This window comes from Achromobacter sp. T5-5 (assembly GCF_055397965.1).
The window spans coordinates 3034556-3052054 of record NZ_AP027919.1 but is presented as its reverse complement, the minus strand read 5'-3'; the positions used below and the strand labels follow the sequence as shown (position 1 = coordinate 3052054).

General features: G+C 67.9%; 18 protein-coding genes. 8 read left to right on the top strand and 10 right to left on the bottom strand.

The features are described from left to right. Positions 1-144: 144 nt before the first annotated feature. The 4 genes from ACZ50Q_RS13780 (at position 145) to ACZ50Q_RS13765 (ending at position 3708) form a co-directional block, all read left to right on the top strand. Positions 145-1098 carry a 2-hydroxyacid dehydrogenase gene (locus ACZ50Q_RS13780; protein ID WP_464081894.1) on the top strand — a complete coding sequence of 318 codons (954 nt, stop codon included), beginning with the start codon at positions 145-147 and terminating at the stop codon, positions 1096-1098. Positions 1099-1124: 26 nt separating this feature from the next. Then, entirely contained in the window at positions 1125-1844 is a 720-nt protein-coding gene (locus ACZ50Q_RS13775; protein WP_464081996.1) for a fumarylacetoacetate hydrolase family protein, read from the top strand. Further along, positions 1841-2644: an SDR family oxidoreductase gene (locus ACZ50Q_RS13770; RefSeq protein ID WP_464081893.1), complete on the top strand. Its 804-nt coding sequence runs from the start codon at positions 1841-1843 to the stop codon at positions 2642-2644. The genes ACZ50Q_RS13775 and ACZ50Q_RS13770 overlap by 4 nt, the downstream gene beginning before the upstream one ends. Positions 2645-2724: 80 nt before the next feature. Continuing rightward, the gene (locus tag ACZ50Q_RS13765; RefSeq protein ID WP_464081892.1) at positions 2725-3708 is read left to right on the top strand and encodes a Bug family tripartite tricarboxylate transporter substrate binding protein; all 984 of its coding nucleotides are present in this window, start codon (positions 2725-2727) and stop codon (positions 3706-3708) included. A 135-nt stretch (positions 3709-3843) separates the two neighbouring features. Here the strand turns inward: ACZ50Q_RS13765 and ACZ50Q_RS13760 are convergent, their stop codons facing one another. Genes ACZ50Q_RS13760 through ACZ50Q_RS13740 form a run of 5 tightly spaced genes read right to left on the bottom strand, consistent with a single transcriptional unit; the run spans position 3844 to position 8642 of the window. Beyond that, positions 3844-5112, bottom strand: a complete 1269-nt coding sequence (locus ACZ50Q_RS13760) for an NAD(P)/FAD-dependent oxidoreductase (RefSeq protein ID WP_464081891.1) — start codon at positions 5110-5112, stop codon at positions 3844-3846. 22 nt (positions 5113-5134) lie between these two features. Then, on the bottom strand, positions 5135-6433 hold the full coding sequence (locus tag ACZ50Q_RS13755) for an NAD(P)/FAD-dependent oxidoreductase (RefSeq protein ID WP_464081890.1): 1299 nt from the start codon (positions 6431-6433) through the stop codon (positions 5135-5137). An 11-nt stretch (positions 6434-6444) separates the two neighbouring features. Continuing rightward, positions 6445-7176: an amino acid ABC transporter ATP-binding protein gene (locus tag ACZ50Q_RS13750; protein ID WP_464081889.1), complete on the bottom strand. Its 732-nt coding sequence runs from the start codon at positions 7174-7176 to the stop codon at positions 6445-6447. Then, positions 7173-7832: an amino acid ABC transporter permease gene (locus ACZ50Q_RS13745; protein ID WP_464081888.1), complete on the bottom strand. Its 660-nt coding sequence runs from the start codon at positions 7830-7832 to the stop codon at positions 7173-7175. Before ACZ50Q_RS13745 ends, ACZ50Q_RS13750 begins: the two co-directional genes overlap by 4 nt. Positions 7833-7889: 57 nt before the next feature. Beyond that, positions 7890-8642 (bottom strand): substrate-binding periplasmic protein, encoded by a 753-nt coding sequence (locus ACZ50Q_RS13740; RefSeq protein ID WP_464081887.1) that lies wholly within the window; start codon positions 8640-8642, stop codon positions 7890-7892. A 320-nt stretch (positions 8643-8962) separates the two neighbouring features. Here ACZ50Q_RS13740 and ACZ50Q_RS13735 point away from each other — a divergent pair, with 320 nt between their 5' ends. Beyond that, entirely contained in the window at positions 8963-9820 is an 858-nt protein-coding gene (locus ACZ50Q_RS13735) for an IclR family transcriptional regulator (protein ID WP_464081886.1), read from the top strand. 1 nt (position 9821) lies between these two features. On the opposite strand, the gene ACZ50Q_RS13730 is transcribed toward ACZ50Q_RS13735, so the two are convergent. Then, positions 9822-10724 carry a LysR substrate-binding domain-containing protein gene (locus tag ACZ50Q_RS13730; RefSeq protein WP_464081885.1) on the bottom strand — a complete coding sequence of 301 codons (903 nt, stop codon included), beginning with the start codon at positions 10722-10724 and terminating at the stop codon, positions 9822-9824. A 234-nt stretch (positions 10725-10958) separates the two neighbouring features. Here ACZ50Q_RS13730 and ACZ50Q_RS13725 point away from each other — a divergent pair, with 234 nt between their 5' ends. From ACZ50Q_RS13725 to ACZ50Q_RS13715, 3 genes are all read left to right on the top strand, one after another. Beyond that, a complete protein-coding gene (locus ACZ50Q_RS13725) occupies positions 10959-11744 on the top strand; it encodes an SDR family oxidoreductase (protein ID WP_464081884.1) in 786 nt (261 codons plus the stop codon). 46 nt (positions 11745-11790) lie between these two features. Continuing rightward, positions 11791-12732: a dihydrodipicolinate synthase family protein gene (locus tag ACZ50Q_RS13720; protein WP_464081883.1), complete on the top strand. Its 942-nt coding sequence runs from the start codon at positions 11791-11793 to the stop codon at positions 12730-12732. A 389-nt stretch (positions 12733-13121) separates the two neighbouring features. Continuing rightward, positions 13122-13895: a hypothetical protein gene (locus ACZ50Q_RS13715; protein ID WP_464081882.1), complete on the top strand. Its 774-nt coding sequence runs from the start codon at positions 13122-13124 to the stop codon at positions 13893-13895. Positions 13896-13933: 38 nt separating this feature from the next. Here the strand turns inward: ACZ50Q_RS13715 and ACZ50Q_RS13710 are convergent, their stop codons facing one another. The 4 genes from ACZ50Q_RS13710 to ACZ50Q_RS13695 all read right to left on the bottom strand — a co-directional run bounded on the left by ACZ50Q_RS13710 (position 13934) and on the right by ACZ50Q_RS13695 (position 17368). Next, positions 13934-15103, bottom strand: coding sequence for a GGDEF domain-containing protein (locus ACZ50Q_RS13710; protein WP_464081881.1), 1170 nt, complete (start codon positions 15101-15103; stop codon positions 13934-13936). Between the two features lie 250 nt (positions 15104-15353). After that, positions 15354-15842: a VOC family protein gene (locus ACZ50Q_RS13705; RefSeq protein ID WP_464081880.1), complete on the bottom strand. Its 489-nt coding sequence runs from the start codon at positions 15840-15842 to the stop codon at positions 15354-15356. A 113-nt stretch (positions 15843-15955) separates the two neighbouring features. Next, complete coding sequence (locus tag ACZ50Q_RS13700) at positions 15956-16834, bottom strand: PhzF family phenazine biosynthesis protein (protein WP_464081879.1); 879 nt, start codon at positions 16832-16834, stop codon at positions 15956-15958. A 129-nt stretch (positions 16835-16963) separates the two neighbouring features. Further along, a complete protein-coding gene (locus ACZ50Q_RS13695) occupies positions 16964-17368 on the bottom strand; it encodes a RidA family protein (protein WP_092578196.1) in 405 nt (134 codons plus the stop codon). Positions 17369-17499: the final 131 nt, after the last annotated feature.

The window sequence follows — 17499 nt, the reverse complement described above, 5'->3', positions numbered from 1 at the left end:
GTTCCGTATGTTCCGTATGTTCTGTAGCAAAGTTTATATGTTGATTTTATAGATCAATATTGCGCAGTAAATCAATCATTAAATACCATGGCTTCCATGTTCAACGCGGACCCGCAGCCGGTCCCCCTTCCGAGTCGAACCGATATGAAGCCTCAGGTCCTGCAACTCAATCCCATCCTGATCCCGGCGGTCAACGATCAACTGGCGTCCCTGTACGACGTGCACAAGTTCTTCGACATTTCGGACCAGGCGGCGTGGCTGCGCGAGCATGGCGCGCGGATCGACGCGGTCATCACCGGCGGCCACACCGGCATCTCGCGCGCCATGCTGGAGCAGTTGCCCCACGTGAAGGTCGTGGCGGTCAATGGCGTGGGCACCGATGCGGTGGACCTGGCCTACTGCCGCGGCCGCGGGCTGCCCGTCACCGCCACGCTGGGCGCGTTGACCGAAGACGTGGCGGACCTGGCGATCGGACTGCTGATCGCCGCGTGCCGCAACCTCTGCGCGGGCGATCGCTTCGTGCGCGAAGGACTGTGGGAGCAATTCCCTTCCCCCAGCGCCATTCCGCTGGCGCGCCGCTTCAGCGGCATGCGCGTGGGCATCGTCGGCATGGGCCGCGTGGGCCGCGCCGTTGCCACGCGGGCCGCGGCTTTCGGGTGCCAGATCCGCTACACCGATCTGCGCGCCATGGACGACGTGCCGCACGAGTTCGTCGCGGACCTCATCGCACTGGCCCGCGCGTCGGACGCGCTGGTCCTGAGCGCGGCGGCTGACAAGGCCGAAGGCCTCGTCAATGCCGCCGTGCTGGAGGCGCTGGGCCCGCGCGGCTACCTGGTCAATGTGGCGCGCGGCCGGCTGGTCAACGAGGCTGACCTGACCGACGCGCTGGTCGCCGGCCGCATCGCGGGCGCGGGCCTGGACGTGTTCGTCGACGAGCCCCGCGTGCCGGCGGCGCTGCGCCAATCGGATCGCACGACGCTGCAGGCGCACCGCGCCAGCGCCACGTGGGAGACGCGCGCGGCGATGGGCCAGATGGTGCTGGACAGCATTGCGCAGGCCCTCGCGGGCGAGCGTCCGGCAATGAGCCTGACGACCTGAGCCACCAGCCCCACCCACGGACCGTCATCATGGAACTGGCCTTTCCCGCCCCTGCCCCGGTCACGCTGCCGATCTCCGGCAGCGCCGCCCGCTTTCCCGTTGCGCGGGTGTTCTGCATTGGCCGCAATTACCGGTGGCTGCCCGACGAACCCCAGCCCAGCGCGATGCCGGCGTGGTTCATGAAGCCCGCCAGCGCGGTCTTCGCTGCCAGCGGCGCGCTGCCCTATCCCGCGGACACGGCGGACTACTGCCACGAGATCGAACTGGTGGTGGCGATAGGTCACGGCGGCAAGGACATCGCGCCCGAGGACGTCGAAGCGCGGCACATCTGGGGCTACGCGGCAGGCCTGGACATGACGCGGCGCGACCTTCAGCAACAGGCCAAGCGCGCGGGAGGTCCGTGGGAACCCGCCAAGGCCTTTGACCATTCCGCGCCCTGTACGCCCATCGTGCCCGCCGCGGCCTGCGGCCACCCGCGCGCAGGCGCGCTGTGGCTGGCCGTGAACGGCGTGGACCGCCAGCGCGCGGACCTCTCCGGCCTGCTGTGGTCCGTGCCCGAACTGGTTGCGATGCTGTCGCGGTCGGTCGCGCTGGCGCCCGGCGACCTCGTCTACACCGGCACCCCCGCGGGCGTCGGCGCCGTGGCGCCTGGCGACGTCGTGACCGCAGGCATCGCGCGCATCGGAGAACTCACCCTGACCGTCGCGGCACCCCAAGACCCCGCAGGGCGCGCCACGTTTTCATGACACTGTGTCCCCCCATCCGCACCCAGGAGCCCCCCTTGAACGCAAGCAATAACCAGAAAATCGCCTTGGTCACCGGCGCAGGCAGCGGCGTCGGCCGCGTCACCGCCAATGCCTTGCTGGACGACGGCTGGACCGTCGTGCTGGCGGGCCGCCGTCCGGACCCGCTGCAGGCGCTGCAAGCCGATGCCGCCGCCCGCGGCCGCACCGCGCTGGCGGTGCCCACCGACGTCACCCAGCCCGAAAGCGTCGAGGCGCTGTTCAACACCATCGAAAGCCGCTTCAGCCGACTGGACCTGCTGTTCAACAATGCCGGCGTGAACGCGCCCGCCGTGCCCATGGACGAACTGCCGCTGGAGAAGTGGTTTGCCGCCATCAACACCAACGTGACCGGCGTGTTCCTGTGCGCCCGCGCGGCGTTCGGGCTGATGCGCCGCCAGTCGCCGCAAGGCGGCCGCATCATCAACAACGGCTCCATCTCCGCGCACACGCCGCGTCCCTACACCGCGCCCTACACCGCCAGCAAACATGCCGTGACGGGCCTGACCAAGGCGCTGGCGCTGGACGGCCGCGCCTTCAATATCGCAGCCGGCCAGATCGACATCGGCAATGCGCTGACCGAGCTGTCCGAACGCATGACGCGCGGCGTGCTGCAGGCCAATGGCACGGTCGCGCCCGAGCCCATGATGGACGCCGTCCACGTCGCGAATGCCGTGCGTCACATGGCCTCGCTGCCCCTGGACGCCAACGTCCTCACCATGACCGTCATGGCCACCGCCATGCCCTTTGCCGGGCGTGGCTGAAGCCCCACCGCGCCTTCGGGTGCAGCACACCCGGGGCGCCCCACAGAGTTGACTGAAGTTGACCACCCTAGGAGACAAGCATGACCTTCACCACGCTGGCCAGGACCCTGGCCTTTTCGACCGCCCTGGCAGCCCTGGCCGCCGCGCCCGGCCTGGCCGCGGCGCAGAACTATCCGTCCCGTCCCATCAGCATCATCGTGCCCGCGCCGCCGGGCGGCGGGATCGACATGATCGCGCGCGTCGTGGGCGAAAAGCTTTCGGCATCGCTGGGCCAGCCCGTCATCGTCGACAACCGGCCGGGCGCCTCCAACAACCTGGGCACCGCCCTGCTCGCCAACGCCAAGCCTGACGGCTACACCATCGGCATCGTGGGCGGCAGCCACAACATCAACAAATACCTGTTCAAAAACCTGGGCTGGGACCCGCAAAAGAGCTTCGAGCCCATCGTCTACACGCACGCGATCCCGCTGGTGTTCTCGGTGTATCCGAAGATCCCCGCCAAGACCCTGCCCGAACTCGTGGACTGGATGAAGGCGCATCCCGACGACGCCAAGGTCGCCACGTCGGGTCGCGGCAGCGCGCAGGAGATGGCCGCTGAAATGTTCCGCATGGTCAGCGGCGCCCCCATGCTGCTGATTCCGTACAAGGGCTCGTCCGCCGCCCATCCCGACCTGCTGGCCGGCCGCACGGTGCTGTACATCGACACGCTGAGCGCGATGCAGGAACAGGTCAAGGCCGGCAACGTGCGCGCCGTCGCGATCTCCACCGCGAAACGCGCCAAGGCTTTGCCCGACGTGCCGACCGCGCAGGAACAGGGCCTGAAGGGTTATGACGCCAATACCAACGGCGGCTTCCTGGCGCCGGCGGGCACGCCGAAGGAGATCATCGCCAAGCTCAACGCCGAGATCAACGCGGCCTTGAAGCAGCCGGCCGTGCGCGCCAAGCTGGAAGCCGCCGGCATCGAAGTCCAGGGCGGCACGCCGCAGGAATACGCGGCGCTGATCCAGTCTGACCTGGACAAGTGGGGCAAGGTGGTGAAGGAGGCGGGGATAGCGGCGGAGTGACGGCCGTCCGTCGTACCGGACGCGGCGCACCGGAGCATACTCTCGCGTCCGCGGCGGGCCCGATCCTGAATGCGCTGCAGGCGGAGCAATGACGAGAGATGGCGGGCCCGCTCCGGACGGCGGCCCCCCGCCGCTTCATGCATACCGTTCCAGCCGGAACGGCCGCACATCCACCGGCGCCGGCAGTCCCTGGATGATCGCCGCCATCGACTCGCCCACCGCCGGCCCGATCCCGAACCCATGGCCCGAGAAGCCCGACGCCAGGAACAGCCCAGGCGCCTGGTCGACGGGCGCCATGACGGGCATGGCATCCGGCGTCACGTCGATGTAGCCGCCCCACGACTGGGCGATGCGCGTCTGACGAAACACCGGGAACGCGTGCAACAGCCGGTTCCAGGCCTGGTCGATGCCGCGCGCGTACGGCGCCGGGTCCAGGACGCGGCAGCGTTCGAAGGGCGTCTCGCGGTCGGCCGGAAACCGGCGCGGCATGGCGAGTTCTTCAAAGAACCGTTTACTGAACCGCACCCGGACCAGCGCATTGTTGGCGACCCAGGTACGCAGGAACTTGCCCATCAGGCGGAAGCTGTCCGGCACGACCTCGGCCAGCGAGGCCGAGAACTGCGACACGGTGTAGCCGCCGTCGGCGCGCTTGCGCACGGTGAAGTCCTTGCCGTTGATGGCGAGCGACACGCCGGCGTCGAAGGGCTCGGTGCGCAGCGCCGAGCCGCGCACCTTGAGCTGCGGGAAGTCCACGCCCAGATTGCCGCAGAACAGGCGCGACCAGCCGCCCGCCGCCACCAGCACGGCCTGCGCGCGCACGGCGCCGCGCTCGGTGACGACCGTGTCGACCCGGCCGGCGGTCTTTTCCACGCCGCGCACTGCGCAGCCCTCGTAGATCATCGCCCCGGCCTCGCGCGCCAGGGCCGCCACGCCCTGCGTCGCAATCTGCGGCTCGGCCACGCCGTCGCCCGCGCTGTACATGCCGCCCGTCCAGGCGCGCTCCGTGCGCGGCAAGAGGCGCAGCGCCGCGTCGCGGCCCAGCATTTCCGCCTGGACACCGTGGGCGCGCGTGTCGCGCAGCCAGGCCTCGTTGGCGGCGGCGTCGGCCTCGTTTTCGTGCAGGTAAACCAGCCCATTGCGGCGGTAGCCAACCTCGACCCGCGCCTGGATGTCGCTCCAGAGCTGGTGCGCCCGCACGGCCAGCGGCACTTCGGGCAGGTCCCGGCCCAGCGTGCGCACCCAGCCCCAATTACGCGAGGACTGCTCGCAGGCCAACGTACCTTTTTCAAACAGCGCGGTGCGCAGGCCGGCCCGCGCGAGCGACAGCGCCGTGCTGACGCCAATGATGCCGCCGCCGATGATGGCCACATCCACGGTGGCCGGAAATTGCGTTCGAGTGGTCATGACGTTAGGCGAATGACGGCGTTCATGCGGGGTAGCCCAGCGCGTCGCGCAGGCGGTACCAGTTGATGGCCAGCGCGGCGCCAAGCTGGCGCGCGGGATAGAACGGCATGCGGGCGACGGGCGTGACCGGGTAATCGAGCTGCGAGTCCGGCACGCCCCGGATGGCGTCGGTCAGCACACGGCCCAGCGCGGTGCCCATGGCGACGCCGCGTCCGCAATAGCCATAGGCCGTCCAGATGCCGGGCGCCAGCCGGTGCACGCGCGGCAGGTCGTCCATCGTCATGCCCACGCGGCAGGCCCAGCCGTGCGGCCAGGACATGTTGGCAAGCGGCGGAAAGCGCGCCACCGCCGCGCGGCGCAATTGCTCGCGGGTGGAGGAATCCAGGCGGTCGGAGGAATGGCCGCGCCCGCCGATGACGAAGCGGCCCTCGGGGTCGATACGGCAGTAATAGGTGATCTTGCGCGTCTCGGACACGCCCGCGCGCAGCGGCATCAATTGCTGCTGTAACGGCTTGGGCAGCGGATCGGTGGCGATCTGCGCGCTGGCGACGTTGACATAGGACTGCGCAACCGCAGGCCACAGCCGGTCGGTGTAGGCATCGGTCGCCAGCACGACATGGCGCGCGCTGACCGCAAGGCCATTTACGGTGAGCGTCGCGCCCCCGTCCGGCGCCGGCGCGATGGCCGATACCGGGGACTGGTCGAACAGGGTTGCGCCCGCCTGCCCCGCGGCACGCGCCATCCCGCGCGCAAACGCCAGCGGATGCACCGACCCGGCGCGTTTTTCGCGCAGGCCGGCCGGCCAGAACGACGAGCCGGTGGCGGCGCGCATCCCGGCAGCATCCAGGTATTCGACGTCGCCGCCGTGCGCGTTCAGTTCGTCCGCGCGGCGCTTGACGTAGTCGCTGGACGCCGCGGAGAACGCGCCCTGGATCCATCCCGTGCGTGTGGGCGCGCAGTCGATGCGCAGGCGTTCGACCAGGTCGAACAGGTAGTCCGCGTCGCCGTACGCAAAGCGCATCATCCGCGTTGCGGTGTCCACGCCAAAGCGGCGGATCAGGGCCGCGGGGCCGGGTTTGACGCCGGGCACCACCTGGCCGCCGTTGCGGCCAGAGGCGCGGTGGGCGATTTCGTGCGCCTCGAACAGCGCGACGTTAAAGCCCGCCTCGGCCAGGTGCAGCGCCGCCGACAGGCCGGTGACGCCGCCGCCGACGACGGCGGCATCGACACGCAGCGGGGTCGCCAGCGCCGGCGACGCCGGACGTGGCGTCGCCGTGGCCGCCCACAGCGACGCCGTGGCCGGAAACAGATCGTTGTTCATGGAGGTTGCCGCTATTGGACGTGGGTGACGCGTTTCAGGAATTCGCGCATGCGTTCGTTGCGCGGATGGGTCAGGACCTCGCGCGACGGGCCCTGTTCGGCGATGCGGCCGTGTTCCAGGAAGAGCACGCGGTCGGACACGTTGCGCGCGAAATCCATTTCGTGCGTGACGATGACCATAGTCATGCCCTTCTCCGCGAGCGTGCGCATGACGGCCAGGACTTCGCCCACGAGTTCCGGGTCCAGCGCGGACGTGGGTTCGTCGAACAGGATGGCCTCGGGCTCCATGGCGAGCGCCCGGGCGATGGCGACCCGCTGCTGCTGCCCGCCGGACAGTTGCTGGGGATAGTGGTCCATCTTTTCCGCCAGCCCGACCGACGCCAGGATCTCCCGGCCCCGCTCGGTGGCCATTGCAAGGCTTTCGCCCTTGACGTGCACGGGACCTTCGATGACGTTCTGCAGCGCCGTGCGGTGCGGGAACAGGTTGAACCGCTGGAACACCATGGCCACCCGCTGCCGGATGTTCTGGATGTCCTTCTTGCGCGCGTCCACCGTGACGCCGTCGACCGTGATCCGGCCGCCGTCGTAGCGCTCAAGGCCGTTGATGCAGCGCAGGAGCGTGGACTTGCCGGAGCCGGACGGCCCGATCAGGCACACCACTTCGCCTTGGCTGACGCTGGCGTCGATGCCTTCCAGCACGCGGTGGGCGCCGAACGACTTGCTGAGGTTTTCGATGGTGATCATTGGCGGCGTCCCAGGCGGCGTTCGAGCCGGCCGATGAAATACATCATGGGTAGGCTCATGGCCAGGTACATCAGGGCGACCAGCGTGAAAATGGTGGCGCTCTTGAAGGTGGCCGAGGCGATCAGCTTGCTCTGCATGGACAGCTCGACCACGGTGATGACCGCCGTCTGCGAGGAGTCCTTGAGCATCATGACGACGTTGTTGCCATAGGGCGGCAGCGCAACCTTGAAGGCCTGCGGCAGCACCACCCGGCGCATGAGCTTGGCGCGCGACATGCCCAGCGACTGGGCCGCCTCGAACTGGCCGGGATCGACGGCGTCGATGCCCGACCGGAACACTTCGGACATGTAGGAGGAATACGCCACGCCCAGGCCCAGCGCGCCCGCCTGAAAGGCGGTCAGGCTGACGCCGGCTTCCGGCAGCACGAAGTACATGTAGAACAGCACGACGATGATCGGAACACCGCGGATGACGTTGGTCAGGATGCGGCTGGCGTGCGACAGCGGCGCCACGCCGCTGACCCGCAAAAGAGCCCAGAACAAGCCCAGCACCGTGGCGATCACCAGGGCTGCGGCCGTGATGGCGATGGTGATCAACACCCCCTGCATCAGCACCGGGAAGAACTCCTGGGCGTCACTGAAGAAAGATTGGAACATCTTGGGAAATCCTGTTTGGCTGTGCGCCGCGACGGTCCGACCGCGCGGCGCGCGGGATCATTGCTGGACGCCCCACTTCTTCATGATGGCCGCGATGGTGCCGTCCTGCTTGAGCGCGTCGATGGCGGCATCGAGCTGCTTGACGCGGCCGGCGTCGCCCTTGCGCACCGCCAGCGCGATGTTGGTCGGCATGGACGGCTTGTAGCTGTCGACGTAGCGCACGTTGCGCGCGCCCTGCCTGACCTGGTAGGACACCACCGGCCCGTCGCCGAACGCCGCGTCCAGGCGGCCCAGCGCAACGTCGCGCACCAGGTCAGCCATGGTGTCGTACATCTTGACTTCCTTCAGGCCCTGGGCGGCCTTCAGGGGCTCGACGTAGAGCGTGCCGATCTGCACGCCGACAGTCTTGCCCTTCAGGTCGGCGATGGTCTGGTAGTTGGTCTTGTCCTTGTCCGGCACGATCAGGCCCTCGCCGTACTCGAGCACGACCTGGGTGAAATCCACGACCTCGGCGCGCTGCGGCGTCTTGGCGAACGCCGAGGCGATCATGTCGATCTTGCTGGTCTGCAGCGCCGGCACCAGCGAGGCGAACGGGATGGGCATGACTTCCGGGGTGAATCCGGCCTTTTTGCCGACCGCGTCGGCGATGTCGATCATCACGCCCTTAAGCGTGTTGGTCTTGGGGTCCAGGAAGTTGAAAGGCACCGCGGTGGGCGTGGCGCCCACCTTGACGATCTGGGCGTGCGCACCCGAGACCGCGGCAGCGCACAGCGCCGTCGCCAACAACGATTTCAGTATTTTGTGCAGCATCGGAATCCCCTTGGAAGCCGGAAGCGCGCGCCGGCACGTGTTGCGGACGTCCGATTTCGTCCCGTTATGGCGCGCATTGTCGTATCGAATAGCGATATGATTAGATCGCATGAAGATTTTATAAGCGCTGCGGTGAACCGCTGTCAACACGGGTCTACCCACACATAAGACCTTATCTGATAAGGGTTTTCCCGAAACTCACGGATGAAACAGCACAAACATTTCCGTAATCTCGGCTGCTTTTTCTTGCTTTCATTCGCATTGGAATGCAATCTGTGCATATCGCATCCTGTACACGGCGGCCGTGGCCGCCCGACGCCATGAATCCGGAATCTTCTTCGCTGTATGTTCAATCGCTGGCCACGGGCATTGCCGTGCTGGACGCCTTCACCGCCGAACGGGCATCCATGAGCCTGCCCGAGATCGCCGCGGCGGCCGGCATCACGCGCAGCGCCGCCCAGCGTTTTGCTTTCACGCTGGAAGCGCTCGGACTGCTGAACAAGGATCCGGTGAGCAAGCGCTATTCGCTGTCGTCACGCACGCTGGACGCGGGCTGCCGCTACCTGGAGTCGCATCCGCTGCTGGACCGCGCCAATGCCTTCCTGCTGGAGCTCAACCGCAACGCCGGAGAAACAGTGAACCTGGCCGAGCCCGCCGGCCAGGACATGATCTACATCGGCCGCTTTCCCAGTCCGCTGCGCCTTCTGGTGCACATGCCGGTGGGCCGCCGCATCCCGATGTACTGCTCATCCACGGGGCGGGTGTATCTGGCGGGCCTGAGCGACGAAGACGCCCTTGCCACGCTCCAGGCCTGCGACCGCGTGAAGTACACCCCCACCACGCTGACCGATCTGGACGCGCTGATGGCGCAGGTAAGAATCGCTCGAGAACAAGGCTATGCCTGCTGCCTCGAGGAGTACTACCGTGGCGACCTTGCGCTGGCGGTACCCATCTACGACATGAGCCAGCGCGTCGTCGCAGGATTGCAGCTATCCGTGTCGGCCACCAAGTGGACCGCAAAGCGCGCCATCTCGCGCTTCGTGCCGATGATGCTGGAAACGGCGCGCCAGATTTCCAACTCGCCCCCCACGCCGCGCCCCCTGGCCCCTTATGGCGGCGGCGCGGCCCGGGACCTGCACGCGCAGCCGCCCGGACGGCCGGCGGGGTCCAAGGCCTGAATCACGCAGGCGCGCCGGCGCTTTCTTCCAGCAGCCAATCGCGGAACGCAGCCAGCGCCGGGGTTGCCAGCTTGTCCTGCGAGGCCAGGAAAAAATACCCCGCGCCCGTGCTGAAGGTCTCGTTCAGCGCGGGCACCAGCACCCCTTGCCGCAATTCGTCCTGCACCAGAAACGTGGGCAGCAAGCCGATGCCGATGCCCGAGGCCACGGCCTGGATCAGGTGCGTGGTCAGTTCGAATTGCGCGCCCCAGCGCATGGATCGCAGGGGCAAGCCGTGCGCCTCGAACCAGCGCTGCCAGACGTCGGGCCGCGCGGCCACCTGCAGGAGCGTGTGCCGCGCCAGGTCGGCAGGCTTGCGGGCGGGATCGCTGGCCGCCATCTCGGCGCTCATCACCGGGATAACCTGCTCGTCCAGCAGCCGGTGCGGCACCAGCCCCGGCCAATCGCCGTCGCCCACGGCGATCACGGCGTCGATGCCGGCCAGGTCCAGGTCAAAGCGCGTCACCCGCGAATGCAGGTGGACCAGGACGCCGGGATGCCGTTCATAGAAGCGGTTCAGCCGCGGCATCAGCCATTTCGCGGTGAATGTCGGCAGCGCGGCCAGGTGGAAGGCGCCGCGCCCGCTGCGGTGGGAAATCGCCTGCAACGACGCGCTGCGGATGCGCTGCAGCGCCGCCGCCAGTTCCTTCTGGTAGCCCCGGCCCGCTTCGGTCAGCTCGATGCGGCGCTTCACGCGCCGAAATAGCGGGACCTCCAGCAATTCCTCCAGCGCCTGCACCTGCCGGCTGACCGCGCTTTGCGTCAGCGCCAGCTCGGTCGCCGCCCGCGTGAAGCTGAGGTGGCGCGCGCTGGCTTCGAACGCCAGCAACAGGGACATCGACGGAGTGAGGCGGCGCGGGTTCATTCTTTTGGAACATGGATGGGGCGGCCCAATATACCGTGGACCGCCCGCACATTGAACAGCAACGCGCCATGACGCGGGCCGCCCGCGGCATTGATCATTCACAAAATGAATGCATGAGCCGCGCATTTTCCGTTTCCCCCAAGCCGGCGCAACACCGACAATACCCGTCAGGGCCACGGCGCGCCCCTGACGGGCGCGCCGGCCAGCCAGGCATTTTTCTTTTTGGAGGCAAGCATGGATCTGGGTATCGCGAACAAGACGGCGCTGGTGCTGGGCGGCGGCGGCGGATTGGGCGGGGCCATCGCGCAATCGCTGGCGCGGGAAGGCGTGAAGGTGGTGGTGGCCGATCTAAGCCTCGAAGCGGCCACGGCCACGGCCGACAGGATCAAGGCCACAGGCCAGACCGCCCACGCGCGCCAATGGGACCTGCGGGCGCTGGACGCCATCGACGCGCAGGTCGGCTGGATCGAGGCCAACGCCGGTCCCGTCGACATCCTGGTCAACAACACCGGCGGCCCGCCGCCCACGCCCGCCTCCGGCCAGCAGGCCGATTTGTGGCGCGAGCATTTCGAAGGCATGGTCCTGTCCGTCGTTCAACTGACCGACCGCATCCTGCCCGGCATGCGCGAGCGAGGCTGGGGACGCGTCATCACCAGCACCTCGTCGGGCGTGATCGCGCCGATCCCGAACCTGGGCATCTCGAACGCGCTGCGCATGTCGCTGGTCGGATGGTCCAAGACGCTGGCGCGCGAAGTCGGCCAGGACGGGATCACGTCCAACATCGTGCTGCCGGGCCGCATCGCGACCGCCCGCATCACCTTCCTGGACGAGGCCCGCGCCAAGCGCGAGGGGCGCAGCGTCGAGGACGTCAGCCGCGAAAGCACCGCTTCCATTCCCGTGGGCCGCTACGGCGACCCCGCCGAATACGGCGACGCCGTCGCCTTCCTGGCCAGCGCCCGCGCCAGCTACATCACGGGGTCGACGATCCGCGTGGACGGCGGCCTGATCGCCAGCATTTGAACGCGCCCCGCGCGGCGTCTTCTTAATTTTTTCAAGGACATAGACGATGAAACTGACTGCAGACGCCAAGGGCGTATTCCCCATCGCGCCCACGCCCTTCTTTGACGACGGCGCCGTGGACTATGACTCGATAGACCGCATGATGGCGTTCTACCTGGCCTGCGGGTCCACCGGCCTGACCGTGCTCGGGCAACTGGGCGAGGCCCCAAAGCTGGACTTCTCGGAATCGCTGGAGATCGCCTCCCGCGTGATCGCCCGGTCGGGCGGTTTGCCCATCGTGGTGGGCGTGTCCGCCCCGGGCTTCGCGTCCATGCGCTCGCTGACCCGCGAAGTGATGGACCGGGGCGCCGCCGGCGTGATGATCGCCCCGCCCAACACCCTGCGCACCGACGACCAGATCGTCGCCTACTACCACCAGGCCGTGGAGGCCATCGGCGACGACGTGCCGTTCGTGCTGCAGGACTATCCCCTGACGTTCTCCGTGCAGATGGCGCCGTCCGTCATCCGCCGCATCGTGACCGACCTGCCCTCGTGCGTGATGCTCAAGCACGAAGACTGGCCGGGCCTGGAGAAGATCTCGGCGCTGCGCCGCTTCGAGGCCGACGACTCGATGCGCCACATCTCGATCCTGTGCGGCAACAATGGCCTGTTTCTCGACTATGAGATGGCGCGCGGGGCCGATGGCGCCAATACCGGTTATTGCTTCCCGGACATGCTGTGCGATTTCGTCAGGATGGTGGGCGCGGGCGACACCGAGGCCGCGCACGACCTTTTCGACGCGCACCTGCCGTTGCTGCGCTACGAGCAGCAGCCGGGCGTGGGCCTGGCCGTGCGCAAGTACGTCATGATGCGCCGCGGCATCCTGGCCAGCGCCGCGCAGCGCCGCCCCGGCAGCGCGCTGACGCCGCAGGCCAGGGGCGAAGTGGACCATCTGCTGGCCCGGCTGGGCCGGCATGACGCGCGGGCGCGGGATCTCGTGCAGGGCTAGCGCGCGGGTCTTGCGCGCCCCCTGGCGCCGCGGGGCGGTAACCCCGAGTATTGCCAAGGTAACGATACGTTAGCCGCCCGCGTCGCGCGGCTTGCGACGTCCGGGCGCTGCGGCGCCCTGCGGCGGCGGGTCGCAAGCGCCCTGAACGCATCGCCCCGCCGTGCGCCGCGCCGCTTTCCGGCGCCCGCGCACGGCAAGCCTTGCCTTGACACCCGCGGAACCCTCCCTCTATGTTCTAGGCCGCCAACGATTTGGCGCCCTAGCCTGGCGCCCCGATTGGCGCCCCGGATCGAACCCACAGAGAGAGGACCATGGCGGTGTCGCGCAAGTCTCATGGAATGGTTTTGCGGCCCCGCGCCGCGGCTGCCGCGTTGTGTGCGGCCACGCTGATGGCGGCGTTCACAGCGGCCGCCGAGGTCGCGCCGCCCGACGCCGCGTCCGTCCTGTACGCCATCCACCAGGTCGACAGCAAAGGCGCCGACGCCGCCGAGGTTGCCAACGGCAGCTTCGCCACCTATTGGTACGGCCACGCGTTCGACGTGGAAGGCGTCCAGTACTACACCGGATTCGTCTGGGAAACCGCCGAACGCTACGGCAAGCCGGGCGAGGACGACATCGCGCCCACCACTCCGGTCAACCTTTCCGAAGCCACGTTCATCCTGGACAATCCGTCGTCCGAGCAGCCCTGGAAGTTTCGCGGCATGGAACCCGCCATCGGCGAATTCGGCGCCTACGAACGCGCCCCCGAAGTCGACCCCCGGCGCAAGCCGCGTGAATTCCGCACCGCCTCCGGCAAACTGGTGCTGGCGGTGCCGACGGAATCGTTCGAAAACGGCATCACCATCAGCGCGTACACGCTCCTCGTCTTCACGCCGCCCGAAAAGCGGCAGGACGAGAGCCGGGACAAGGTGTGGGCCTACGCGGGCAACGTGATTGCCGGCGAAGACAACGGCCCCGCCTGCGCGGATGGCGATGTCATGCCCTGTACGCGCAGCGAAGGCGAGCTGGTCTTCAGCGCCCATGGCGTTGCCGACCTGCCGCAGGTGACCGTGCAGTTCACCGGGACGACGATCTCCGGGCCGGGCAAGACCCGCAAGCTGGGCGCTGCCGACGCGGTGGCCTATACGTACGACGCGGCGCGCAAGGAGTACGTCGCGCGATAGCGCGGGGCGCGGGGCAGTCTGGCGGTCCTGCCCGCCGCTCAGGCCGTGGCCGCCGAACGCGGCGCCAGCTCCAGGCGGTTGCCGCCCAGCGATTTGGCGCGGTAAAGCGCCCGGTCCGCCTGCGCCAGCGCCTCCACGATCTCGGGCGCATCGCCATTGAAGCGCGCCATTCCGATGCTGACCGTCGCCGCGATGCCGATGCCATCCATGCGGTTCGAGACCGTCACGGCGAAGCGCTCGGCCATGGCCTTGCCCAGCGTGTGGGCGCCCTCGGCGTCGTCGCCCCACAGCAGCGCGGCGAACTCCTCGCCGCCGATGCGCGCAAGAATCGTGTCGTGCCCCAGCACGTCCCGCGCAATATCCGCGAACGACTTAAGCACTTTGTCGCCCGCCTGGTGCCCGTAGCGGTCATTGACGGACTTGAAGTGGTCCAGGTCGAACGCCAGCACCGACACCGCGCCGCGCCCTTTCTTGCCGTCAAGAATGCGCGCGCCCTGCTCGAAGAACCAGCGCCGGTTGCCCAGCCGGGTCAGGTAGTCGGTCTGCGACTCCAGCAGCAACTGGCGGTGCGTTTCGTCGCGGATCAGCTTGAGCAGCGTCATGGGCAACACCACCGAATACAGCACGCCTTCGTAGATGGTCAGCTTGCCGACCAGCGCCTGGATCTGCTGGCCGGGCTGCGTGGCGAACCACGGCAGGATGAACGCCCTGGCGGCGTAGAGGGCGGTGTGCACCCCGGCGGCCGCGACGACGATGTACCGGGAATGCCGCGGCTTGAGCGCCTGGCATCGCCACACCTCCCAGGCCGTCAGGCCGCTGATGAGCGCAATGGGCACCGAGCTGACGTACGTCCACATGACGTCCAGCCAGCGCACGCCGCCGATGGCCCAGACCAGTCCCATGCCGGCCAGGATGCCCACGGAGGTGCGCAGGTAATGCCGTCCGCTCAGGGCGGCGACGCCGTTGAGCACCAGCAGGTAGCCGCCCAGGATGACCAGATTGCTCAAGGCCGATCCGGTGACGCCAGGAAGATCGTGGCGGTACAGCGCCGCCGCGCAGCCCGCGGCCAGCGTGGCGAACCCGGATGCCAGGATGCGTAATTCCTTGCTGCGCGTGGGATTGGTCCGCTGTTCCCAGAACATCAGGCCGGCGCTGACGAGCAGGGTGCCGACGGCCAGCAGGTAAAGAGTGAGGAGATCGACGTACATCTCTGAAATGAGGAGAATGCGCCGAAATATCGCGGCAGCGCCCGGATTTTACGGTGAAAACTGGCTCGTTCCCCGGTTTCCGCGCGCCCGGGATAGCCCTGCCGGGCCGCGCACCGGCCCGCGCCATCCGGCCCCGGATTAGCTTTCTCCTGACGATCGTGGGGCCTGATCCGCCCCTCAAAACGGACAACCTCCGATCAGGGCAAGTCGCCGCGTCCGCCGGGCGCCCGCTGCGCGTGCTGGTCCCCGGCTAGGCGGATCGCCCCTGGCGGGCCGCCTCGATCGTGGCGATGTCGATTTTCTTCATGGTCATCATCGCCTCGAACGCGCGCTTGGCCGCCGCCTGGTCCAGGTCGGTGACCGCCGCGAGCAGCACGCGGGGCGTGATCTGCCACGAGACGCCCCATTTGTCCTTGCACCAGCCGCAGTCGCTCTCCTGGCCGCCATTCGAGACGATGGCATTCCACAGGCGGTCGGTTTCGGCCTGGTCGTCGGTGGCGACCTGGAAGGAAAAGGATTCGTTGTGCGTGAAGGCGTCGCCGCCGTTCAGGCCGACGCAGGGAATGCCCATGACGGTGAATTCCACCATCAGGACGTCGCCCTGCCGGCCCGAGGGATAGTCGCCGGGCGCGCGATGGACCGCGCCCACGGCGCTGTCCGGAAACGTCTTGGCGTAAAAGCTTGCCGCGTCCAGCGCGGCGCCGTCATACCACAGGCATATCGTGTTTTTGCTGGCCATCTTGCTCCTCCTGGACAGGAAAGTGATGCGCTCAACCCTTGCTGCGATGCGCGACGTTCAAGCATAGTCCACGACCCGCGCCGCGCGAACCCCGCCCGCCAGCGCGGCCCCCTTCAGGCCGCGATGCGGCCGTCGATACAGGTGACGGATTGCCCGCCCACGCGTATCGCCCCGTCCGCGTCGAACGCGATGCTCAGCCGTCCCGACCGACCCACGGCCGCGCCCTGCGAGCTGAGATATTCGGTTCCGAACTGCGGCACCTGCCCCGCATCGCGGATGAAGGCGGCCACCGCGCCGTTGCCGCTGCCGCACACGGGGTCTTCGTTTGCGCCCAGGCTGGGCGCGAACGCCCGCACCTCGACGGCCGCTTCCGCCCCCTCGCCGTACGCGCCGTACACCACGATGCCCGCGGCCCCGTTGCCGCGGTCGAAGTCGGCCATGCGCGCAAAATCCGGCCTCAGCGTCAGCACCGCCTGGGCGCTGGGCAATTGCGCAATCGTCCACACCGGGCCCACGCCGACGCGCTTGGGCGCGGGATCGTGCACCACCGCCGACCCCAATATCGACTCCATTTCGTCGATCTCGCCGGCATCCAGCGTGGTGAACGCGGGCTCCGGCAGCGTGAACGCGATGAGCGGACTGCTGCCCGGGATCTCCGTGACGGTCAGTTCGATCGGCCCGGCCTCGCACTCCTGCACGAGCCTGCCCTGGCGCGGCGAGACGATGCCGGCTTCAACCAGCGCGTGCGCGGTGCCCAGCGTGGGATGCCCCGCGAACGGCAGCTCGGCCTGCGGCGTGAAAATGCGGACCCGGTAATCGGCGCCGGGCTGCGTCGCCGGCAGCACGAATGTGGTCTCAGACAGGTTCGTCCAGTTGGCGATGCGCCGCATCTGTTCATCCGACAGGCCTTGCGCGTCCAGCACCACGGCCACGGGATTGCCGCGGTAGGGTTCGCTGGTGAATACGTCCACTTGCTTGAATGGCATGGCCATGACCCGCTCCTTTGCATGAAGCGCCGCCCGGCGCAATGAACGGCGGGCCGCAATCGTCGATGCAGGGATATTACGGGCGGTTCTGGCCGCGGTACAGTGCCGATGCCGGCCGCGCCGGACGGTTTGCGCTCATACTGCGGCGACATCCGGCAGTCTGGCGATGACCTTGATTTCGAACTGGAATCCATAAAGCCAGGTGACGCCCACCGCCGTAATCGTGGGGTACGGCGCGTCGCCCCAGAACTCGGGCACCACCTCCCACATGGCCTCGAACTGCGATTGCGGATCGACCATGAACACGGTCACGTCGACCACGTCGTCGAACGAGCCGCCCGCCTCCTGGAGGATGGCGTTCAGGTTCTGGAAGGCCAGGCGCACCTGCTGACGCAGGTCGGGCTCGGGCGAGCCATCGTCCCGGCTGCCGACTTGACCCGACACGAAGAGAAAACCGTTGGAACGAACCGCCGGCGAATAACGGTTACGTTCATACAACGCATGGCGATGAGGAGGAAAGACGACGTCGCGAGTATTCATGAGCGTGCTCCAGAGGTGGGCCGAAGCGGCCCGTCGTGAATGGGAAGAACCTGGAGAAACTCTACCGGCGCGCGACTTGCGGATAAACGGGCGAGCCCCTCCCACACTATTTGTAGAATCCAAACAATCCC

Excerpts from the sequence above, each read along its gene's own strand:
- ACZ50Q_RS13765 (WP_464081892.1), top strand. The coding sequence starts at position 2,725 with ATGACCTTCACCACGCTGGCCAGGACCCTGGCCTTTTCGACCGCCCTG.
- ACZ50Q_RS13710 (WP_464081881.1), bottom strand. The coding sequence starts at position 15,103 with ATGTACGTCGATCTCCTCACTCTTTACCTGCTGGCCGTCGGCACCCTG.
- ACZ50Q_RS13740 (WP_464081887.1), bottom strand. The coding sequence starts at position 8,642 with ATGCTGCACAAAATACTGAAATCGTTGTTGGCGACGGCGCTGTGCGCT.
- ACZ50Q_RS13725 (WP_464081884.1), top strand. The coding sequence starts at position 10,959 with ATGGATCTGGGTATCGCGAACAAGACGGCGCTGGTGCTGGGCGGCGGC.
- ACZ50Q_RS13755 (WP_464081890.1), bottom strand. The coding sequence starts at position 6,433 with ATGAACAACGATCTGTTTCCGGCCACGGCGTCGCTGTGGGCGGCCACG.
- ACZ50Q_RS13745 (WP_464081888.1), bottom strand. The coding sequence starts at position 7,832 with ATGTTCCAATCTTTCTTCAGTGACGCCCAGGAGTTCTTCCCGGTGCTG.
- ACZ50Q_RS13730 (WP_464081885.1), bottom strand. The coding sequence starts at position 10,724 with ATGAACCCGCGCCGCCTCACTCCGTCGATGTCCCTGTTGCTGGCGTTC.
- ACZ50Q_RS13700 (WP_464081879.1), bottom strand. The coding sequence starts at position 16,834 with ATGGCCATGCCATTCAAGCAAGTGGACGTATTCACCAGCGAACCCTAC.
- ACZ50Q_RS13770 (WP_464081893.1), top strand. The coding sequence starts at position 1,841 with ATGACACTGTGTCCCCCCATCCGCACCCAGGAGCCCCCCTTGAACGCA.
- ACZ50Q_RS13750 (WP_464081889.1), bottom strand. The coding sequence starts at position 7,176 with ATGATCACCATCGAAAACCTCAGCAAGTCGTTCGGCGCCCACCGCGTG.
- ACZ50Q_RS13735 (WP_464081886.1), top strand. The coding sequence starts at position 8,963 with ATGAATCCGGAATCTTCTTCGCTGTATGTTCAATCGCTGGCCACGGGC.
- ACZ50Q_RS13780 (WP_464081894.1), top strand. The coding sequence starts at position 145 with ATGAAGCCTCAGGTCCTGCAACTCAATCCCATCCTGATCCCGGCGGTC.
- ACZ50Q_RS13715 (WP_464081882.1), top strand. The coding sequence starts at position 13,122 with ATGGCGGCGTTCACAGCGGCCGCCGAGGTCGCGCCGCCCGACGCCGCG.
- ACZ50Q_RS13705 (WP_464081880.1), bottom strand. The coding sequence starts at position 15,842 with ATGGCCAGCAAAAACACGATATGCCTGTGGTATGACGGCGCCGCGCTG.
- ACZ50Q_RS13760 (WP_464081891.1), bottom strand. The coding sequence starts at position 5,112 with ATGACCACTCGAACGCAATTTCCGGCCACCGTGGATGTGGCCATCATC.
- ACZ50Q_RS13695 (WP_092578196.1), bottom strand. The coding sequence starts at position 17,368 with ATGAATACTCGCGACGTCGTCTTTCCTCCTCATCGCCATGCGTTGTAT.
- ACZ50Q_RS13720 (WP_464081883.1), top strand. The coding sequence starts at position 11,791 with ATGAAACTGACTGCAGACGCCAAGGGCGTATTCCCCATCGCGCCCACG.